The organism is Brevibacillus brevis, from assembly GCF_001039275.2.
Classification (GTDB): Bacteria; Bacillota; Bacilli; order Brevibacillales; family Brevibacillaceae; genus Brevibacillus; species Brevibacillus brevis_C.
Window position 1 is genome coordinate 793,972 of the sequence record NZ_CP030117.1, and the last position, 15,785, is coordinate 809,756.

At 46.3% G+C, this 15,785-nt stretch carries 14 protein-coding genes; 10 read left to right on the forward strand and 4 right to left on the reverse strand.

Annotated features, from left to right (window positions below; all coding sequences use genetic code 11):
• The first annotated feature begins 113 nt into the window (after positions 1-113).
• The 4 genes from AB432_RS04220 to AB432_RS30640 all read left to right on the forward strand — a co-directional run bounded on the left by AB432_RS04220 (position 114) and on the right by AB432_RS30640 (position 2,749).
• On the forward strand, positions 114-716 hold the full coding sequence (locus AB432_RS04220) for a CPBP family intramembrane glutamic endopeptidase (protein ID WP_235617610.1): 603 nt from the start codon (positions 114-116) through the stop codon (positions 714-716).
• Between the two features lie 83 nt (positions 717-799).
• A complete protein-coding gene (locus AB432_RS04225) occupies positions 800-1,378 on the forward strand; it encodes a GNAT family N-acetyltransferase (RefSeq protein ID WP_048031173.1) in 579 nt (192 codons plus the stop codon).
• A gap of 135 nt (positions 1,379-1,513) precedes the next feature.
• A complete protein-coding gene (locus tag AB432_RS04230) occupies positions 1,514-2,389 on the forward strand; it encodes a radical SAM/SPASM domain-containing protein (protein WP_048031174.1) in 876 nt (291 codons plus the stop codon).
• 75 nt (positions 2,390-2,464) lie between these two features.
• A complete protein-coding gene (locus AB432_RS30640; RefSeq protein WP_201265913.1) occupies positions 2,465-2,749 on the forward strand; it encodes a hypothetical protein in 285 nt (94 codons plus the stop codon).
• A gap of 224 nt (positions 2,750-2,973) precedes the next feature.
• On the opposite strand, the gene AB432_RS04240 is transcribed toward AB432_RS30640, so the two are convergent.
• The 4 genes from AB432_RS04240 to AB432_RS04255 all read right to left on the reverse strand — a co-directional run bounded on the left by AB432_RS04240 (position 2,974) and on the right by AB432_RS04255 (position 6,799).
• Positions 2,974-3,834, reverse strand: a complete 861-nt coding sequence (locus AB432_RS04240) for a copper amine oxidase N-terminal domain-containing protein (RefSeq protein WP_048031175.1) — start codon at positions 3,832-3,834, stop codon at positions 2,974-2,976.
• Positions 3,835-3,929: 95 nt separating this feature from the next.
• A complete protein-coding gene (locus AB432_RS04245) occupies positions 3,930-5,234 on the reverse strand; it encodes an MFS transporter (protein ID WP_048031176.1) in 1,305 nt (434 codons plus the stop codon).
• Positions 5,235-5,256: 22 nt separating this feature from the next.
• Positions 5,257-5,868: a TetR/AcrR family transcriptional regulator gene (locus AB432_RS04250; protein ID WP_048031177.1), complete on the reverse strand. Its 612-nt coding sequence runs from the start codon at positions 5,866-5,868 to the stop codon at positions 5,257-5,259.
• 145 nt (positions 5,869-6,013) lie between these two features.
• The gene (locus AB432_RS04255; RefSeq protein WP_048031178.1) at positions 6,014-6,799 is read right to left on the reverse strand and encodes a class I SAM-dependent methyltransferase; all 786 of its coding nucleotides are present in this window, start codon (positions 6,797-6,799) and stop codon (positions 6,014-6,016) included.
• A 267-nt stretch (positions 6,800-7,066) separates the two neighbouring features.
• On the opposite strand from AB432_RS04255, the gene AB432_RS04260 reads away from it, so the two are divergent.
• The 6 genes from AB432_RS04260 (at position 7,067) to AB432_RS04285 (ending at position 15,468) form a co-directional block, all read left to right on the forward strand.
• Positions 7,067-7,765, forward strand: a complete 699-nt coding sequence (locus AB432_RS04260) for a response regulator transcription factor (protein ID WP_048031179.1) — start codon at positions 7,067-7,069, stop codon at positions 7,763-7,765.
• A gap of 16 nt (positions 7,766-7,781) precedes the next feature.
• On the forward strand, positions 7,782-8,897 hold the full coding sequence (locus tag AB432_RS04265; RefSeq protein WP_048031180.1) for a sensor histidine kinase: 1,116 nt from the start codon (positions 7,782-7,784) through the stop codon (positions 8,895-8,897).
• Positions 8,898-9,015: 118 nt separating this feature from the next.
• Positions 9,016-9,954 carry an ABC transporter ATP-binding protein gene (locus AB432_RS04270; protein ID WP_048031181.1) on the forward strand — a complete coding sequence of 313 codons (939 nt, stop codon included), beginning with the start codon at positions 9,016-9,018 and terminating at the stop codon, positions 9,952-9,954.
• Positions 9,955-9,969: 15 nt separating this feature from the next.
• Positions 9,970-11,100, forward strand: a complete 1,131-nt coding sequence (locus AB432_RS04275) for an ABC transporter permease (protein WP_048031182.1) — start codon at positions 9,970-9,972, stop codon at positions 11,098-11,100.
• Positions 11,097-12,245 carry an ABC transporter permease gene (locus AB432_RS04280; protein ID WP_048031183.1) on the forward strand — a complete coding sequence of 383 codons (1,149 nt, stop codon included), beginning with the start codon at positions 11,097-11,099 and terminating at the stop codon, positions 12,243-12,245. The genes AB432_RS04275 and AB432_RS04280 overlap by 4 nt, the downstream gene beginning before the upstream one ends.
• 58 nt (positions 12,246-12,303) lie before the next feature.
• Positions 12,304-15,468 carry a hybrid sensor histidine kinase/response regulator gene (locus AB432_RS04285; protein ID WP_048031184.1) on the forward strand — a complete coding sequence of 1,055 codons (3,165 nt, stop codon included), beginning with the start codon at positions 12,304-12,306 and terminating at the stop codon, positions 15,466-15,468.
• Positions 15,469-15,785: the final 317 nt, after the last annotated feature.

Below are 15,785 nucleotides of genomic sequence, written 5' to 3' on the forward strand. Positions count from 1 at the left end.
TTCCCCGCTACAATCTTGTTAGTAAAAACATGCCATGATTTGGTGGGGATATGATGAAGCATGTTCTGTTATTTCTAGGGCCAACAATTATGATCTTTTTGGGTTTACAAGTCATGAGTAGCGTGCCAATAACGTTTTTGCTTTTTTACGGGTGGCTGTTTGCGGTTCCGTTTGTGGACATGATCGTTTTGAAAAGAAATACATGGCGGGATACATTCAGGCAAATGGGATTGGTAATTAACCGCCCCAATATGTATCACGGCATTTTGACCGGATTTCTTTTCTTTCTCACCATGATTCTTGCGGGATATTTCTTTCACAGCTTTTTGTTTGATAAGGAGGATCTGCAAAATTTATTGGTACAATGGGATTTCTCAGGCAATCTTGTCGTTTGGCTTATCCTTGTTTTGCTGGTGATCAACCCGTTTCTTGAGGAAATCTACTGGAGAGGATATTTATTTAAAAAGCTGGAAGGAAAACAGACAAAGCGAACCATGATTTTGCTGACGTCATTGTTTTACAGCCTGTACCATTTCCTCTCCATCATTCCTTTGTTTAGCTGGCCGTATAATATCGCGATGATTTTGCCAGTATTTTTGGCGGGAATAATTTGGGGATATATGCGAAACAAGAGCACATCACTGATGGGTTCGATTGTTAGTCATATTCTTGCAGATTCAGGGATTATGGCTGTCTATCTACTATTCTTGAAATGAATGATGATCGTGGATAAGGAGGAAAAAGAGCTGTGTTGGAAAAAATAAGAAGTTAGGTAATCTCAAAAGATGGAGCTGAAATCATGAACGTTGACGTACTTTTTAACCAGTTTCCCATTTTACAATCAGATCGTTTCACCTTGAAGAAAATCGAAGAGCAGCATGTGGACGAAGTATTTGAAATCTACAGCAATGAACATGTATTTGCATACTGCGGCATTATCCCCAAGCATAATAAAGCGACAGTGAAAAGCATGATCGGGCATTTTGAGAGAGACTATCTGAAAAAATCCAGGATCAAATGGGGGATATTCGCCAAAGATACCCCGGATCATTTGCTTGGCATTATCGAAGCTTTTGACTTTCAGCAAAGGGTAAACATGGTGACGATTGGCTACTTCTTGTCCGAAGCGCATTGGGGAAAAGGGATTGCGTCGGAAGCGGTAAGCATATTGCTCCACTTTTTGTTCATGGATGTCAAGGTCAACCGAATACAGGCGGAAGTGATGCCTCCGAATGAGAACTCCAAGAAAGTATTGATGAAGAATGGCTTCATGAAGGAAGGAACACTCAGACAAGCAACGCTTTGGTCGGGAAAAGGAATCGTGGATCTAGAGATATACGGAATGCTAAAAGAGGACTATGAAAAAGAAAGGGGATGAGTCGCAGCGCCTAGTGAATAGGGATTATTAGACAGAAACCGCATATTGCCCTAATCTGAGCACTCCTATGTTACTATGTTTGTAGCAACAAACGACTGCCACAAATTCATAGGCATCTGGAATGGGGAAAACATCTTGAAAACATTTAAGAAAGTCTATATAGAAATCACCAGCGTGTGCAATCTGGCCTGTACCTTTTGTCCGCCAACAGAGCGCAGTAAAAGTTTTATTAAAGTAGAAGACTTTGCGAAAAGGCTGGATGAGATCAAGCCACACACGGATTATATTTACCTGCATGTCAAAGGGGAACCGCTTCTTCATCCCAAAATTGATGAGCTGCTCGATATCAGTCATGAGAAAGGCTTCAAGGTCAATATCACCACAAATGGAACGCTGATCGCGAAAAATCGGCATAAATTGCTGGGCAAGCCTGCGCTCCGACAAATGAACTTCTCGCTTCACAGCTTTGATGGACATATCGGCTCAACCAACCGCGAAGGTTATTTGCGGGAAATTCTTTCATTTGTTCGAGAAGCTCAGGAGCATCAAGTGATTTTTTCTTTCCGTCTGTGGAATTTGACACAGGATAACGCCACGAACATTCAAAAGAGTAGAAACCGCCAGACGCTCGAAGTGATTGAGAAAGAATTTGGGCTGGACTATCGAATTGAAGAAAAAGTAATGCCGGGCAGCGGGGTAAAAATCGATGACCGCGTGTATTTGAACCAAGATTACGAATTCCAGTGGCCGAGTCTGACAGCGCCTGAGGATGATGGAAAAGGCTTTTGCCATGGCCTACGGTCGCAGGCGGCGATTCTCGAAAATGGAACAGTTGTGCCGTGCTGTCTCGATGGGGAAGGGGTTATTAATCTAGGGAATATCAATCAGACCTCTTTCACTGATATTGTGGATGGCGAGCGGGCCAATAACCTGATAGATGGATTTTCTCGCAGGGAAGCTGTCGAGGAATTATGCAGAAGATGCGGGTACCGCCAGAGGTTTGGGGCGTAGCAAAAGCAAAACGTCCGAGTCAAATGATTCGGACGTTTTTTTATTATTATTAGAAGAACACTACTTACAACGGCGGTGACGACGACAGCGGAAGAAACAAAAACGACAGCGGCGACGACGGCGACGGAAGAAGGAACAAAACCGGCAGCGACGACGACGGCGGCAGCGGCGGCGGCCACAGCGACAACGATCATGGCCACGGTCAAAATCTTCGTCCACGTCTCTGTCGAAATCCTTTTCTATGTCTGTGTCACAATCTTTTTCAATCTCGTGTTTTTTTTCTCGATCCTTACAGCCACAAGACATACATCCACCTCCTTCGTGTTCATACCATATTTTATGAATGCCGCTTGGACATGACTGGACTAACTATAGGGGGAAAAAGCTTGTTTTCAGGCGCATAAAAGAGGCGAATGCCGCTATCCTCCCACAAAGTCATGGGCAAAAGTAATGGGAAAAACAAAAAAAGATAGCGGACTCATAGCCAAGAGGAGCTAATGAGAACCACTATCTTTTTTCTATGCCAAATGAGCCAGAACTGAGGGGGAAAAAGCCCTCAGCTATGTGAGGGCTTTTTGCTTGTATTACTTTGCAGATGTATCGTTGGAGTCTGTATTCTGCTCGGATTCTTTAGAGGCTTGAAGGTCGTCAATGATGACGATTTTGCCTTCTTCTTGCCACTTTACTTCCGCGTTCAGTTGTTCACTGATGAAGCGCAGAGGCAGGAATACACGTCCATTTTTCAGTACAGGTGCAGTGTCCAGAGAAATGGTTTTCCCGTCTACCGTTGCTTCTTTTTTATCGAGGTACAGCGTGATAGATTTTTCGCCACGCGTAATTTCTACGGTACGAGTCTCTGGCTTCCAGTTCACTTCCGCTTTCAATGCGGAGCTGATGGCACGCACAGGCACCAAAGCTCTTCCACCTTGTACAAACGGTGCCACATCCACTTTTACCTGTTTTCCATCTACGAATGCTTTCACTTCTGTCGAGCCTGTATCCTCAAGGAGTTCTCCAAGCTTTTTGAATGGTGTGTGATCTCCTTTTTGGTACGTGCGCTGAAGAAGCTCAAGCTGAACTTCCAAAGCCCCATGCTTGTCAGTGGTTTTTTCCAGTTCAGCTACCAGTTGCTCGTATTTCGCTTTTTGATCTTCCGTGATTTCAGCCGTATGCTTGAGCTCTTGGCGAAGCTCGATTAGCTGTTTTTTCAATTTTACGTCTTTGATGTTGGTTTCTGTGCTAGCTTCGGTTGAGTTCTCATCGTCGCTATCGGTATCAGATTCTTTGACAGAAGTTTCTTTCGATTTATCTTTTGCTTCTGCCTTTACTTCGGGCTTGCCTTTCCCATTTCCATTTCCTTTGCTCTCCAGGTCAGCCGCCAGAGCAGCAGGTACACTTGTTGCGAGTAGAATAGCAACCAACGAAGTAGATATAGCTTTTTTCATTTGAATCTTCCTCCTTCTAGGTGTAAGTCTCATGAACTCGACATTCCAGACGGAGGAAAATATGAATATGTTGCATAGGTTTTGAGAAAATATTTTTATTTGTACGAATGGATACCTTTCACTGTCATTCCTTCCAAATCCCGTATCTTCCTTGCACGTCCGATTACGATTCCCAGTAGCGCCACAAGTACGCCAGAAAGAACAAACAGAAAGCCAGTTCCTCTGCCCGTCCCCGTTCCGATGATCTGCCCGACCGTTTGACCTAGCAATTGATCTGGATAAAAAAGCGGGTTCAATACATGATCCGCCAAAAATCCTGCCGACCCAAATGCCAGTACGAACCCGATTTGCGAAATAGCCGTGATCATCGACCATACTCTGCCTTGCCGTTCATTCTCGACGTTTGTTCGAATGAGAACCTCGAGGCTCGTGTTCACAAAGGGAAGTGTGGTGAAAAAGAGGAAGCCAAAAACCGTAATCAGCCAAACGGAAGTAAACGCACCCATCAGGCCATAAAACAAGCCAGCAAGTACGAGAGAGGAGGAGAGCATGAACACCTTGCTCTTTCCCATACCGAAAAGTCCGATCAAAAGGCTGCTGACGAGCATGCCTGATGCAGATACAGAGAGGGCAATACCGAGTGTCTTGGAATCAGTTAACGTCAGCATCATTGGCCCAAAAAGCGATTGCAGCAGCCCGATGTAAAAGCACACGACAGACATTAACAGAACTAATGAGAAAACCCCTTTCTTTGAAAGGAGATAGCGGAAGGCTTCAGACATTTCGCGAAAAAAGCTTTGTCTTTCCTGTTTCTGGGGAGTGGTATCGTGTTTTATAATCATCAGCACGGCGCCGACAGCTAGAAGGAAGGTCAGTATATCGATGAGTAAGACGAGCTGGATATCAAAAGCACTGAGAAGAAAACCTGCAACCAGTGGAGAAATAAGATATGGAGCTGAGCTTGCCAGTTGGATGAGCCCGCTTGCCTGTGAGTACAGCTCTTCCGAAACAAGATCGGAGACGGCTGCTTTAAAGGCTGGGTTGAGAATAGCGGCAGAGATCGAGCTGATGCCGACCCCCAAATAGATGTGCCATAATTCTATACGCCCGGACAGCATGACAAGCAAGATGAACAAGATACCAGCTATAGAACCGAGATCGCCAATGATCATCATTTTCTTGCGGTCAAATCTGTCTGCCAGCACCCCGCTAAAGGGAAGTAAAAGGAAGGAGGGGAGAAAAGAAAAGAGAATGATGAACGAATAGCTCATGGTAGATTGGGTCTGTTGAAAAACAAAGACACCCAGGGCAAAAGCAGTAAGTCCACTTCCAATGGCTGAAAACATCTGCCCCGACCAAATGATCAGGAATCTGCGAAAGGCTTTATCATGAGCGTTCATTGTCTTTCCTCCTTATCATCCATTACAGAAACGAGAAGGACCCCGGCGCAGCTCCCAGTGATCTTTCAATAATCACCTGCATGGCTTGTAATCGTTTCGTCTGTTCCGCTTGCTCCCAATGAAAAATGCCTGATTCCAACAAAAATTGTGAGCCAGCGAGGATAAACTGAACGGTCTCCAAGGCATTCTCGACATGAAAGACAGCTTCTTTATTTCCCTGTTCAATGACTTGCGCAAGGACAGGGGCAATTTTTAAGATAATGGCGATATTCAGACGCTCGTGAAGCTCTCTGTTTTCAGGGCGATGCAAGCTTTCCATCCATTCGGCTTGCTTGTCGATGGGGTGGCTTTGGCTGCGCAGCATCTGGCGAACCTTCTCCATGACACCTAAGGTAGAGTCATCTGCGATTTTTTTATACTCTTCGCAAAGCGTATCGACCATGGACTGGACAAATGCTTCGAGGATCTCTTCCTTCGATTTGAAGTAGTAATAAAAGGTTCCTTTCGCTACGCCCACCTTTTGAATGATCGCATCCACGGTTGTATGGACATAACCCTGATTTCGAAATAGCTCCCCGGCGGCTTCCAATATTTCTGCTCGCCGTGTTGTAGGATCTTTCACGATTCGTTTCATCGGCGCCTCCTTCGATTGTCAGTAAGTGGTTGGATACAGATTACCATATGACTGACCGTCAGTCTATAAGTGAGTAAAAGAAAAAGAGGAGAGAAATCTCCTCTGTTCGGTAGTAGGAATTTAGTAAGATGATGGCAAACATTCGTTATAATTTCTCGGCGATAATCGTAAAGGTTTTCGGGATTCCTTTGTCAAAAACCTCTGAGGAGAGATTCGGGAGCTCTTCCAGCATTTTTAGGAACAGCCCTTTGTTTGCAATGGCCGTAACGATTTCCCCTAATGTCCAATGGCGTAACATTACTTTGGATTCAGCGACATTTGTGCCGTTCGAAAGGAATTTGGAGAAAGCAATGTCCTTTTCCTCAAGCGAGGTGTCGAAATAATCGCCTGTTACTTTATGTTTGCGGATAGTAGCAGTCGTTCCGCGTGAGGAGATGAGTTTTGTGGATACCGGATGGAAATCTTGGAGGACGAGCACGCCGCCTTTTCTCAGGAGCGAGTTGACCACCTTGAATAATTCGGTTAAGTCCAAAAAGTAATGAAGAATACCGAATTCCATAAAAACGAGATCATACTCACCAGACAATACATCTGTAGGTAGCTGCAATACATCCGATACGATGTAAGTCAGGTCAACGTCGGCAGCAGCGGCCAATTCTTTGGCGTACTGCTCATTCTCATAAGAGAAATCGGCGATGGTCACGTCGGCACCTAGCAAGGCGAGCGCAACGGCTTTGTTTCCATTTGAACCGAGTAAATTGATTATCTTTTTGCCGCGAATATCCCCCATGTGCTCATAAACTTTACCGATTCGCTTTTGGGGGTCTTCTTTAATTTTGGCCGCTGCCTCAGCAGGTGTTCCAAAGCGTTTTAGCCACGCTTGATAAGCCCCACTGTTCCAAGCCGTTTTATTTAGTTGTGCTGTTTCCACAAATTCCCCTCCATGAGTATTCCATTCAAAAAATTGGCCCCGGTATGTTGGTTACGAGAGCTTAGGTAATTTATCATACTGACGTAGCGCAATCGTGTCTATATATTTTCGAAGTGTTAATTTTTCCATGTGTGACCTGAAAGTAAGAACAATTGGGGGTGAGATTCTACAATTGTGAAGCAAAGCGGGACAGTGGTAATATTGGGAAAAATATATACGTCCGCGCTTTATGCGGTCGAGGGTGTGTTCGACAGGAGGCAAGCTGCTTTGAAAATCAAAGTGTTGATCGCAGACGACAATTCGTTTATACGGGAAGGCATGAAAATCATCCTGACGAGCTTCGAGGAGTTTGAAGTGGTGGGGAGTGTGGAGGATGGGGTCGAGGCGGTGACATTTTGTAAACAGAACGAGGTAGACGTCGCGCTTTTGGACGTTCGGATGCCGAACATGAATGGAGTGGAAGCGACTCGTGTGCTGACTGCGGAGACTACGGTCAAACCGCTCATTTTGACCACATTCGACGATGACGAATTTGTCCTCGAGGCCATTCAAGCGGGGGCACGCGGCTATTTATTGAAAAACAATGATCCCAATCGCATTCGAGATGCCATCAAGAGTGTCTATAACAACCATCATGTGTTGCAGGATGTCGTCCTGGATAAGATCAAAATGAACCTGAATACAGGGAAGAACGCGGATACCGTGTCCACTACCGCTCCTCCCAAAGTGACAGCAGCCATCCCTACCGAAAGCAAAATCGACCAAAGCTTATTTACGGAACGAGAGCTCGATGTCATGAAGCAGATCGCCAAAGGGCTATCGAACAAGGAAATCGCCAAGAAGCTGTTTATTTCCGAGGGAACAGTTGCGAATTACATTACTTCTATCTTGAATAAAACAGCGCTTGAACACCGTACCCAGATCGCGATCTATTATTTGACGGGCGAAACGAACATGTCTGATTGAAAGGAGGGCACGACCGATGGAGTTATGGACAATGGCTAATAAGGCAGTGGTGCTTGGGTTTATCATCGTGACTTCTTTTCTTGCTCATCCCACTTCTGAAGTTGACCCGTGGCAAATCCTTGTGTACTTGTTGTATTTGGCAATTAATCTCACTATTCTCATCTTGAAAAAGAGGAATCATCAGCAATGGTTTGTTGGGCTATCTATCCTGTTCGTGACAGCGAGTGGTCTCGTACTTGACCCGTTGTTTGTACTTCTCTTGCCAATCAATATTTTGGAGCTAGCATTCCTAGCTGGTAAGCAGCCGGTGGTCGTATTTATATGTATGCTGTTGCCATTTTTCATCGTGCCACCTGAATGGGTGCCCTTGTTTCTATTTACGGCTTTGCTTAGCTTTTTTCTGTATAGATGCGGCAGTATGTTGACAGATAAGCTCGGCAGGCTGGAGGATGAACGGGAGAAGCAGAAAGAGGATTTATACAGATTGACTCGTACCTTAAACGAAAATCATGAGTATTTCCGACAGTCGGCCTATACCATTCAACTAGAGGAGCGCAATCGCCTCTCCCAACAAATTCACGACGATGTTGGGCATGCGGTTGCAGGTGCGCTGATACAAATGGAAGCGTCGCGACTGCTGATGGCAACTGATCAGGACAAGGCATCCGAGCTGCTCCGCAATGCAATTGCAATATCAAAGGAAGGGCTCGAGCGAATCAGAGTGACACTCAAGGATGTGAAGCCACGGCCGGAGGAGCTGGGAATCAATCGACTTCGGTTATTTGTCGATGAGCTGTCTGCGAGAGAGACAGTGACAGCCACGCTTACTTTTGACGGGGACATTGACGTCATTACACCGATTCAGTGGAAAATCATCCAGCAAAATGCGACGGAAGCGGTCACGAATGCACTGAAATATGCGAAGGCGACAGTGATTTCCCTAGAGGTACGGGTACTGAATACATTCATTAAAGCAGTGGTTACAGACAATGGGGCTGGTGCAGAAAAGGTTGTAAAAGGGCTTGGCATTCTCGGAATGGAGGAGAGAGCCGCTTCCGCTGGTGGAACGGTGATTGTAGACGGTACGCGAGGCTTTAGCGTGACCACACTGCTGCCTTATCGCAACGAATGAAAAAGATCATGAGAAACAACATGAGAATTCTCATATGCCAAGGGATGAACTTATGCACTGACATAGGGGCATCCTTTTTTATTACAATGCAGACATAACCACGAAGGGAGTGAGTTACGTGAGTCATGTATTGGAAATTCGTCAGTTAACGAAAAAATTCGGTGATTTCGTCGCCGTCGACAATATGTCTCTGAACGTGCGTGAAGGAGAAATCTTTGGTTTCCTGGGAGCCAACGGAGCGGGAAAGAGCACGACCATCAACATGATTGCCTCCCTGTTGCGCGTAACAAAGGGTGAGATTACCCTGCTGGGAAAAAACATTGAGAAACACAGCAAATTTGCCAAAATGAACATCGGTATCGTACCGCAAGATATCGCCATCTACGAGGATATGACTGCCTATGAAAACGTGAGGTTTTTTGCTGGCTTGTATGGACTGCGTGGATCACTGCTGCGCGAACGGACGGAAGAGGCGCTTGAATTCGTAGGTCTCGGTGACAAAGCGACTAGCTTTCCCAAAAACTTCTCTGGCGGAATGAAGCGTCGGTTAAACATCGCTTGCGCCATTGCCCATCGACCAAAGCTGATCATCATGGACGAACCTACTGTCGGGATTGACCCTCATTCTCGAAATTATATCCTGAATTCGGTACGCAAGCTCAACGACATGGGCTGCACGATCATTTATACGAGCCATTACATGGAGGAAGTCGAAGAAATCTGCACCCGTATTGCCATCGTTGATCATGGAAAAGTCATTGCGGAAGGATCGAAGGAGGAGCTAAAAGCGATTATTACCGACGCGAAGGAAATCTGGATTGGCGTCAGGGCAGATGAACCGTTAAACCTCGAAGGTATTAAGGCGATTCCCGGTGTGAATGCGGTGCTTCAAGAGGAGAATACGATCAAAATCGTATCGAAAACGGAGATCAACAACCTGAACCGGATCATTCAACAATTCATCAAGGATCAGGTAGAAATCCGCTCCGTTGAAGAGCAAGCGCCGAATCTGGAGACTGTGTTCTTGACCTTAACCGGTCGAAACTTGCGAGACTAGAGGAGGGGCTTTGCCATGAATATATGGAATATCGCTGTAAAAGAAATCAAGTCCAGCCTTCGCGAAAAGAGAACGTTCATGTTTATGCTAGCACTTCCCATCATCCTGATGCTGATATTAGGTTCCGCCCTTTCCAATGCATTCGACGATACGAGGACCGTAGGAGACATGCGCTTGCTGTATAAAAGCAACGGGACGAATGAGCAAATGTCTACGGCGTGGAACTCGTTTATCAAAGCATTGGGTGATAAAGGAGTGGAGGTCGCTCAATCAAGTTCAGGCATGGATGGGCAGGAGGAAGTTCGCGCGGATCGCTATACGGGGTACGCAGTCGTCAGTGATGCGGGGATTGAGTTTTATGGAAGTAGCAAGAATGCGATAGGAAGTAATATCCTTGCGGGGATGCTAACCGTTTTTGCAGATCGGTACTCGCTCGCATCCGCAGCTTATCAGATAGATCCCGAATCTGCTTCGGCAATAGTCAAGGGTACCGGACAGCGTGATGATTTTATTCGGGAAACGGCCTTGAATCCAAATAAAAAACCGGGGGCAATCGACTATTACGCGATTGCGATGACGACCATGATTGCACTCTACTCGATGTATTCTGCGAGTTATTTGTTCACCAAGGAGCGAACGAACAAAACGTCCACACGATTAATGGCAGCACCTGTCAGCAAAGGTGCCGTTTTTACCGGAAAAATGATCGGCAGTACGTTCGTCAATCTATTTTTCGTACTCGTCGTGTTCTTAATCAGCAAATTCGTGTTCCAAGCAGATTGGGGCAACCACTACGGAATGGTTATCCTCGTGCTTTTGACAGAGGTGTTACTTGCGGTAAGCCTGGGTCTGGGGATTAGCTTTCTTTTCAAAGGTGAAGGGATAAGGGCTATCAACAATATTTTTACGCAAGTCGCCTCCTTTGTAGGTGGTGCCTATTTTCCCGTTGATCAATCAACCGGTTTCTTCAGCCTTTTGGCCAAATTCTCTCCCCTTCACTGGGCGAATACAGGTCTGATGCAAATCATCTACACAGACAATCCGAGAGGCGCATGGTTTGCGATTGCGATGAATGTGAGCATTGCCACGGCGTTCATCATCATTTCTGTTATCACGATGCGCAGACGGGAGGGGGCTTTTGTATGAATGAAATGCTATGGCTCATTCGGAAAACGCTGATGGAGACGTTTCGCAGCAAAAAAAGCTGGTTCACGTACTTGGGATTGCCGATCCTAGGTGTTCTGCTGTCTCTCACCCTTTACAGCAATGCAGGCAGCGGCACGATCCATGTCGGAATCATCAATCAAGATGGGGACCAGGTGATCACGCAGGACACAATCCGGTTTCTCGAGAGATTGAATCATATCAAGGTCACAGTCATCGACGAACAAATGATGCGTGAACAAATCGTTTCTGGTGAGCTGGATAGCGGAATTGTTTTCGAGTCAGGGTATGCTGCTAGTGTTCGAAAAGGGGCGCCAGCACACTTGAATATTGTATCAGTAAAAGGTGAACAGGTTACAGCCTACATGAAGGCCATGCTGTACAGTTACATCGGCAATCTTGCCGCGATTGGAAAAGCGACACAAACGGATGAGGCGAAGTTCACGAAGCTGTATACGGCATACCACGAGCAAAGCTACAAGCTCCATACGGTAACGCTGCAAGACACCTCGAACGTGACGCGTATGACGAATCAATCGATAGGTTTCCTCATTATGTTCATGATGTTTTCAGCGGTGAACATGTCCGAGATCATTTTAAAAGAAAAAGAGAATCGCACCTTTTTGCGACTCCTTTCTTCGCCGATGTCGGCTAGATCGTATGTATTCTCGAATATTCTCGTCAGCATGTTTATTTTGCTGCTGCAAATCATCGTAACCTTACTCGTCATGAAAAACGTCTTCGCCATAGATGCAGGCGTCTCATATGGTCAAATGATGCTGCCGTTGTTCGTGTTCGCGCTGGGGGCAATCGCACTTTCTCTGATGACTGTTGCCTTTGCGAAGAGCAGAGCAGGTGCAGGAGCGATTTCCAACCTGATCATTGTACCGTCATGCCTCCTGGCTGGCTGCTTTTTTCCAATGGAAATCATGCCGGACACCGTGCGCAAAATTTCAACATTCTTGCCCCAGCATTGGTTGCTCGATACGGTGAATAAGCTTCAACAAGGATACAGTCTGGGGAGCTTGTATTTGAACATGGCCATTTTGCTCGCATTCGCAACGGTTTTTGCCTTGATCGCCATCTATCGGTTTGGGCGGAATAACGATAGTAGGCAGTTTGTGTGAGAAAAATAGGACTGTGGAACTGCAATTTGACAAGGGATAATCCGAAGTGTGTCGAAAGATGCATACTATGACAAAGCGAAGCAACCATAATCGGAGTCATTCAAAAGCACTCATAAGTAAGTATCTTTTGATTCTTCTCTTGTTTTTAGCATTTCTCCTAGGTCTTCGGATGTTCTGGTTTTCGTTTCATACGTTTCCAGAGCGTCCGCCTGTAGTTCAAGGGGTTCTTGATATGCGCGGGTGGGACTTCGAAAATTCCCCGTCCATTTCACTGGATGGGGAATGGGAGTTTTTGCCTAATTCGTTCGTCACGCATGAAGAATTCAAACAATCATCCAATGACGAGCGGCAATACGTTCAAGTGCCTGGCGATTGGAGCAGCGCTTTTTCCAGGGACTCTCCGTCACCGTATGGCTATGGAACATACCGTTTACGGATCTTGGTCGATCAACCACTAAATCAGCCATACACCTTATGGGTTCCGCAAGTGGAGGCATCTTCTACTGTAGAGGTTAACGGAGAGATCTTAGCCAGAGTTGGAGTGCCTGCGACAACAGCGGAAGCGTACACGCCGCAGAAGGCATCCTTCACGGTTACATACAATGCAGGTGATGCAAAGGTCATTGAAGTGCTTGTCCGAACGGCCAACTACCATAATCCAATCGAAGGGGGCATCATCAGATCGATTTACTTCGGGTCGCAGGCAGCTATTGACACCGAACGTTGGTATTCTATCGGCTTCCAGATGGCAACCTTCCTCATCTTGTTGCTTCATGGCTTGTATGCCGGCATCCTGTATGTGTTGAATGCCCGCTACAAAGAGTTTCTCGTGTTTTTGCTGTTGCTTTCCTGCGTGGGGATAAAAGTTGTGTCGGATTATGACAATCTACTGTTACTTTGGATCCCGATCGATTATACATGGTCGATCAAGGTAGAAGTGCTCGCCTACATATGGCAGCCTTTGCTGATGATTTTATTGGTGAGAAGTCTATCTGATCAGGGGGAGAAAGAAAACTCTAGGCCGTTTAGGGCGTATTTTTCCGTGCTCAGTCTTTATTCGGCAGTCATCGTGCTGGGAACGGCACAATGGGTGTATATATTAGCTGGAACGCCATTTTTAGTCATTATTTATTTCGGCCCGTTGCTATTGTTTATTTTCAGAATCAGCCGCATGCTCATCCAAAACAAGCATGATGCTGTATTCTGGCTCATTGCTGCAACGAGTATTTTTTCCAATGTCATATGGTCCGCAATCATGGAATATCAAATCATCGATATCAAGTACGTGTTTTATCCGCTCGACCTGATTGCTGCTCTTGTCAGCTTCTCTGCCTATTGGTTCAAGCGATTCTTTCGCAATGCAGAGGAAAAGGCAAAGCTAACGGAGCAATTAAAAGAAGCGGACAAGCTCAAAGACCAGTTTCTCGCCCATACCTCGCATGAACTGAGGACGCCATTGCACGGCATCATGAATATCGCCCAGACTGTCGTCAACAATGAAAAGCATGCCATGGGTGGTCGCAGCACACAGGATATGGAGCTCTTAATTACGATCAGTCGCAGAATGGCGCATTTACTGGACGATTTGCTAGATGTCGTGCGATTGCAGGACAAGCATATCGTGTTGCAGAAGAAGCCGTTGCATATTCAATCGGTAGTTTCCGGCATCATCAGCATGCTCACCTATATGGTAGAGGGCAAGCCTGTTCAACTGAAAATGGACATACCGGAATCCATCCCGCCAATCTTGGCAGATGAGAAGCGGCTAGTCCAGATTCTGTTCAATCTTGTTCACAATGCACTGAAATTCACGGAAGAAGGATCGGTCATCGTTTCTGCTGAGATCGTGGAAGGACAGGTGGCGATCTATGTATCCGATACAGGGATCGGGATGGATGAGCATACCAAGGCACGTATATTTTTGCCGTATGAACAGGGAGCACAAGCAACGAACGATGGAGGAGGAATCGGCCTCGGTCTTGCTATTTGTACACAGTTGGTAGAGCTGCATGATAGCGAGCTGAGAGTCGACTCTGAACCGGGCAAAGGCTCGGTATTTAGCTTCTGGCTGCCCGTGGTTAGTACAGATGAGATGAAAGCAGCCGAGAGCCAATATGTGGAGCAGATAGATAAGAACAATCAAGTGATGGCTACCAATCAGATAGGGCAAAGTGAAGCTCCAGATATATTGGCTTTCCAGCAAACGGCTGCGCATGCAACTGTTGACAGAAAGGCGAACATATTAGCGATCGATGACGACCCGGTTAACCTAAGGGTGCTGGATCGAATGCTCTCATCCTCGCATTACCAAATCACCACGTGTACATCGCCAAGAGACGCACTCGATCTGCTTTTTACAGAGCAGTGGGATTTGCTTATCATCGATGTCATGATGCCGCATATGTCGGGCTACGAGTTGACGCAAAAGGTCAGGGAGCATTTCTCTGTTTCCGAGCTTCCGATCTTGCTCTTAACGGCGCGCAGCCAGTCTGAGGATGTATACACCGGATATTTGTCTGGTGCGAATGACTATGTCTGCAAACCAGTCGATGGCATGGAGCTGAAATATCGCGTTTGGTCGTTGACGACGCTCAAGCAAACAGTCGATGAACGACTTCGCATGGAGGCTGCCTATTTGCAGGCGCAGATTCACCCGCACTTCTTGTTCAACACACTTAGCTCGATTATGGCATTGAGCGATATTGATACGGAGAAGATGCGTAAACTCGGGGATGCGTTTACCGCCTTCTTGCATATCAGCTTTGACTTTTTGAATACAGGAAAACAAGTTGCACTCTCCCATGAGCTGGAGCTCGTCCAAGCCTATCTTTACATTGAAAAGGAACGATTTGGCGAGCGGATACAGATCGTGTGGGAGGTCGAGCCTGATATCGATCTTCTCATCCCGCCACTAACCATTCAGCCGCTGGTTGAGAATGCAATCAACCATGGTCTTTTTACCCGAATAGAGGGAGGAACTCTCCATATCCGCATCGTCCGGCAAAAGAACGCCACTCTTTTTGAGGTGAAGGATGACGGTATCGGGATGGAGGAAGCGACTGTGCGACAAATTCTCGATTTATCAAAGCAGGAGAGAGGCGGAATCGGAGTGTCCAACACGAATCGGAGACTGACGCAAATGTACGGGAAGGGCTTGCGCATCACGAGTAAGCTGGGTGAAGGAACGACGGTGTCGTTTGTTATACCGGATCGGACGCAATAGAACAGGCTTGTTATTTTAGCACCCTGGATCACTGTTACTGGTGAAGCAGGGTGCTTTCTCGCGTTTCCTATACCTCGGAACGCCGTTTACCCGCCTCTACATTCATAAGAATTACAGGCGTTACAGTCATAGTCACCATAGCGATTACCATAGATGGCACATCTAGCACAAAGGTAACAACAATTAGCTCCACTCGGATCATTTGGATTCAGCCGCTCACATTCTTCTCGAAGACGATTGGCTAGGTCTCTGCGATAATCCTGATAAGTGCCATAGTGTACGAAGCGTCCGTTGACTTTCCTGAACCCCTTCGATTT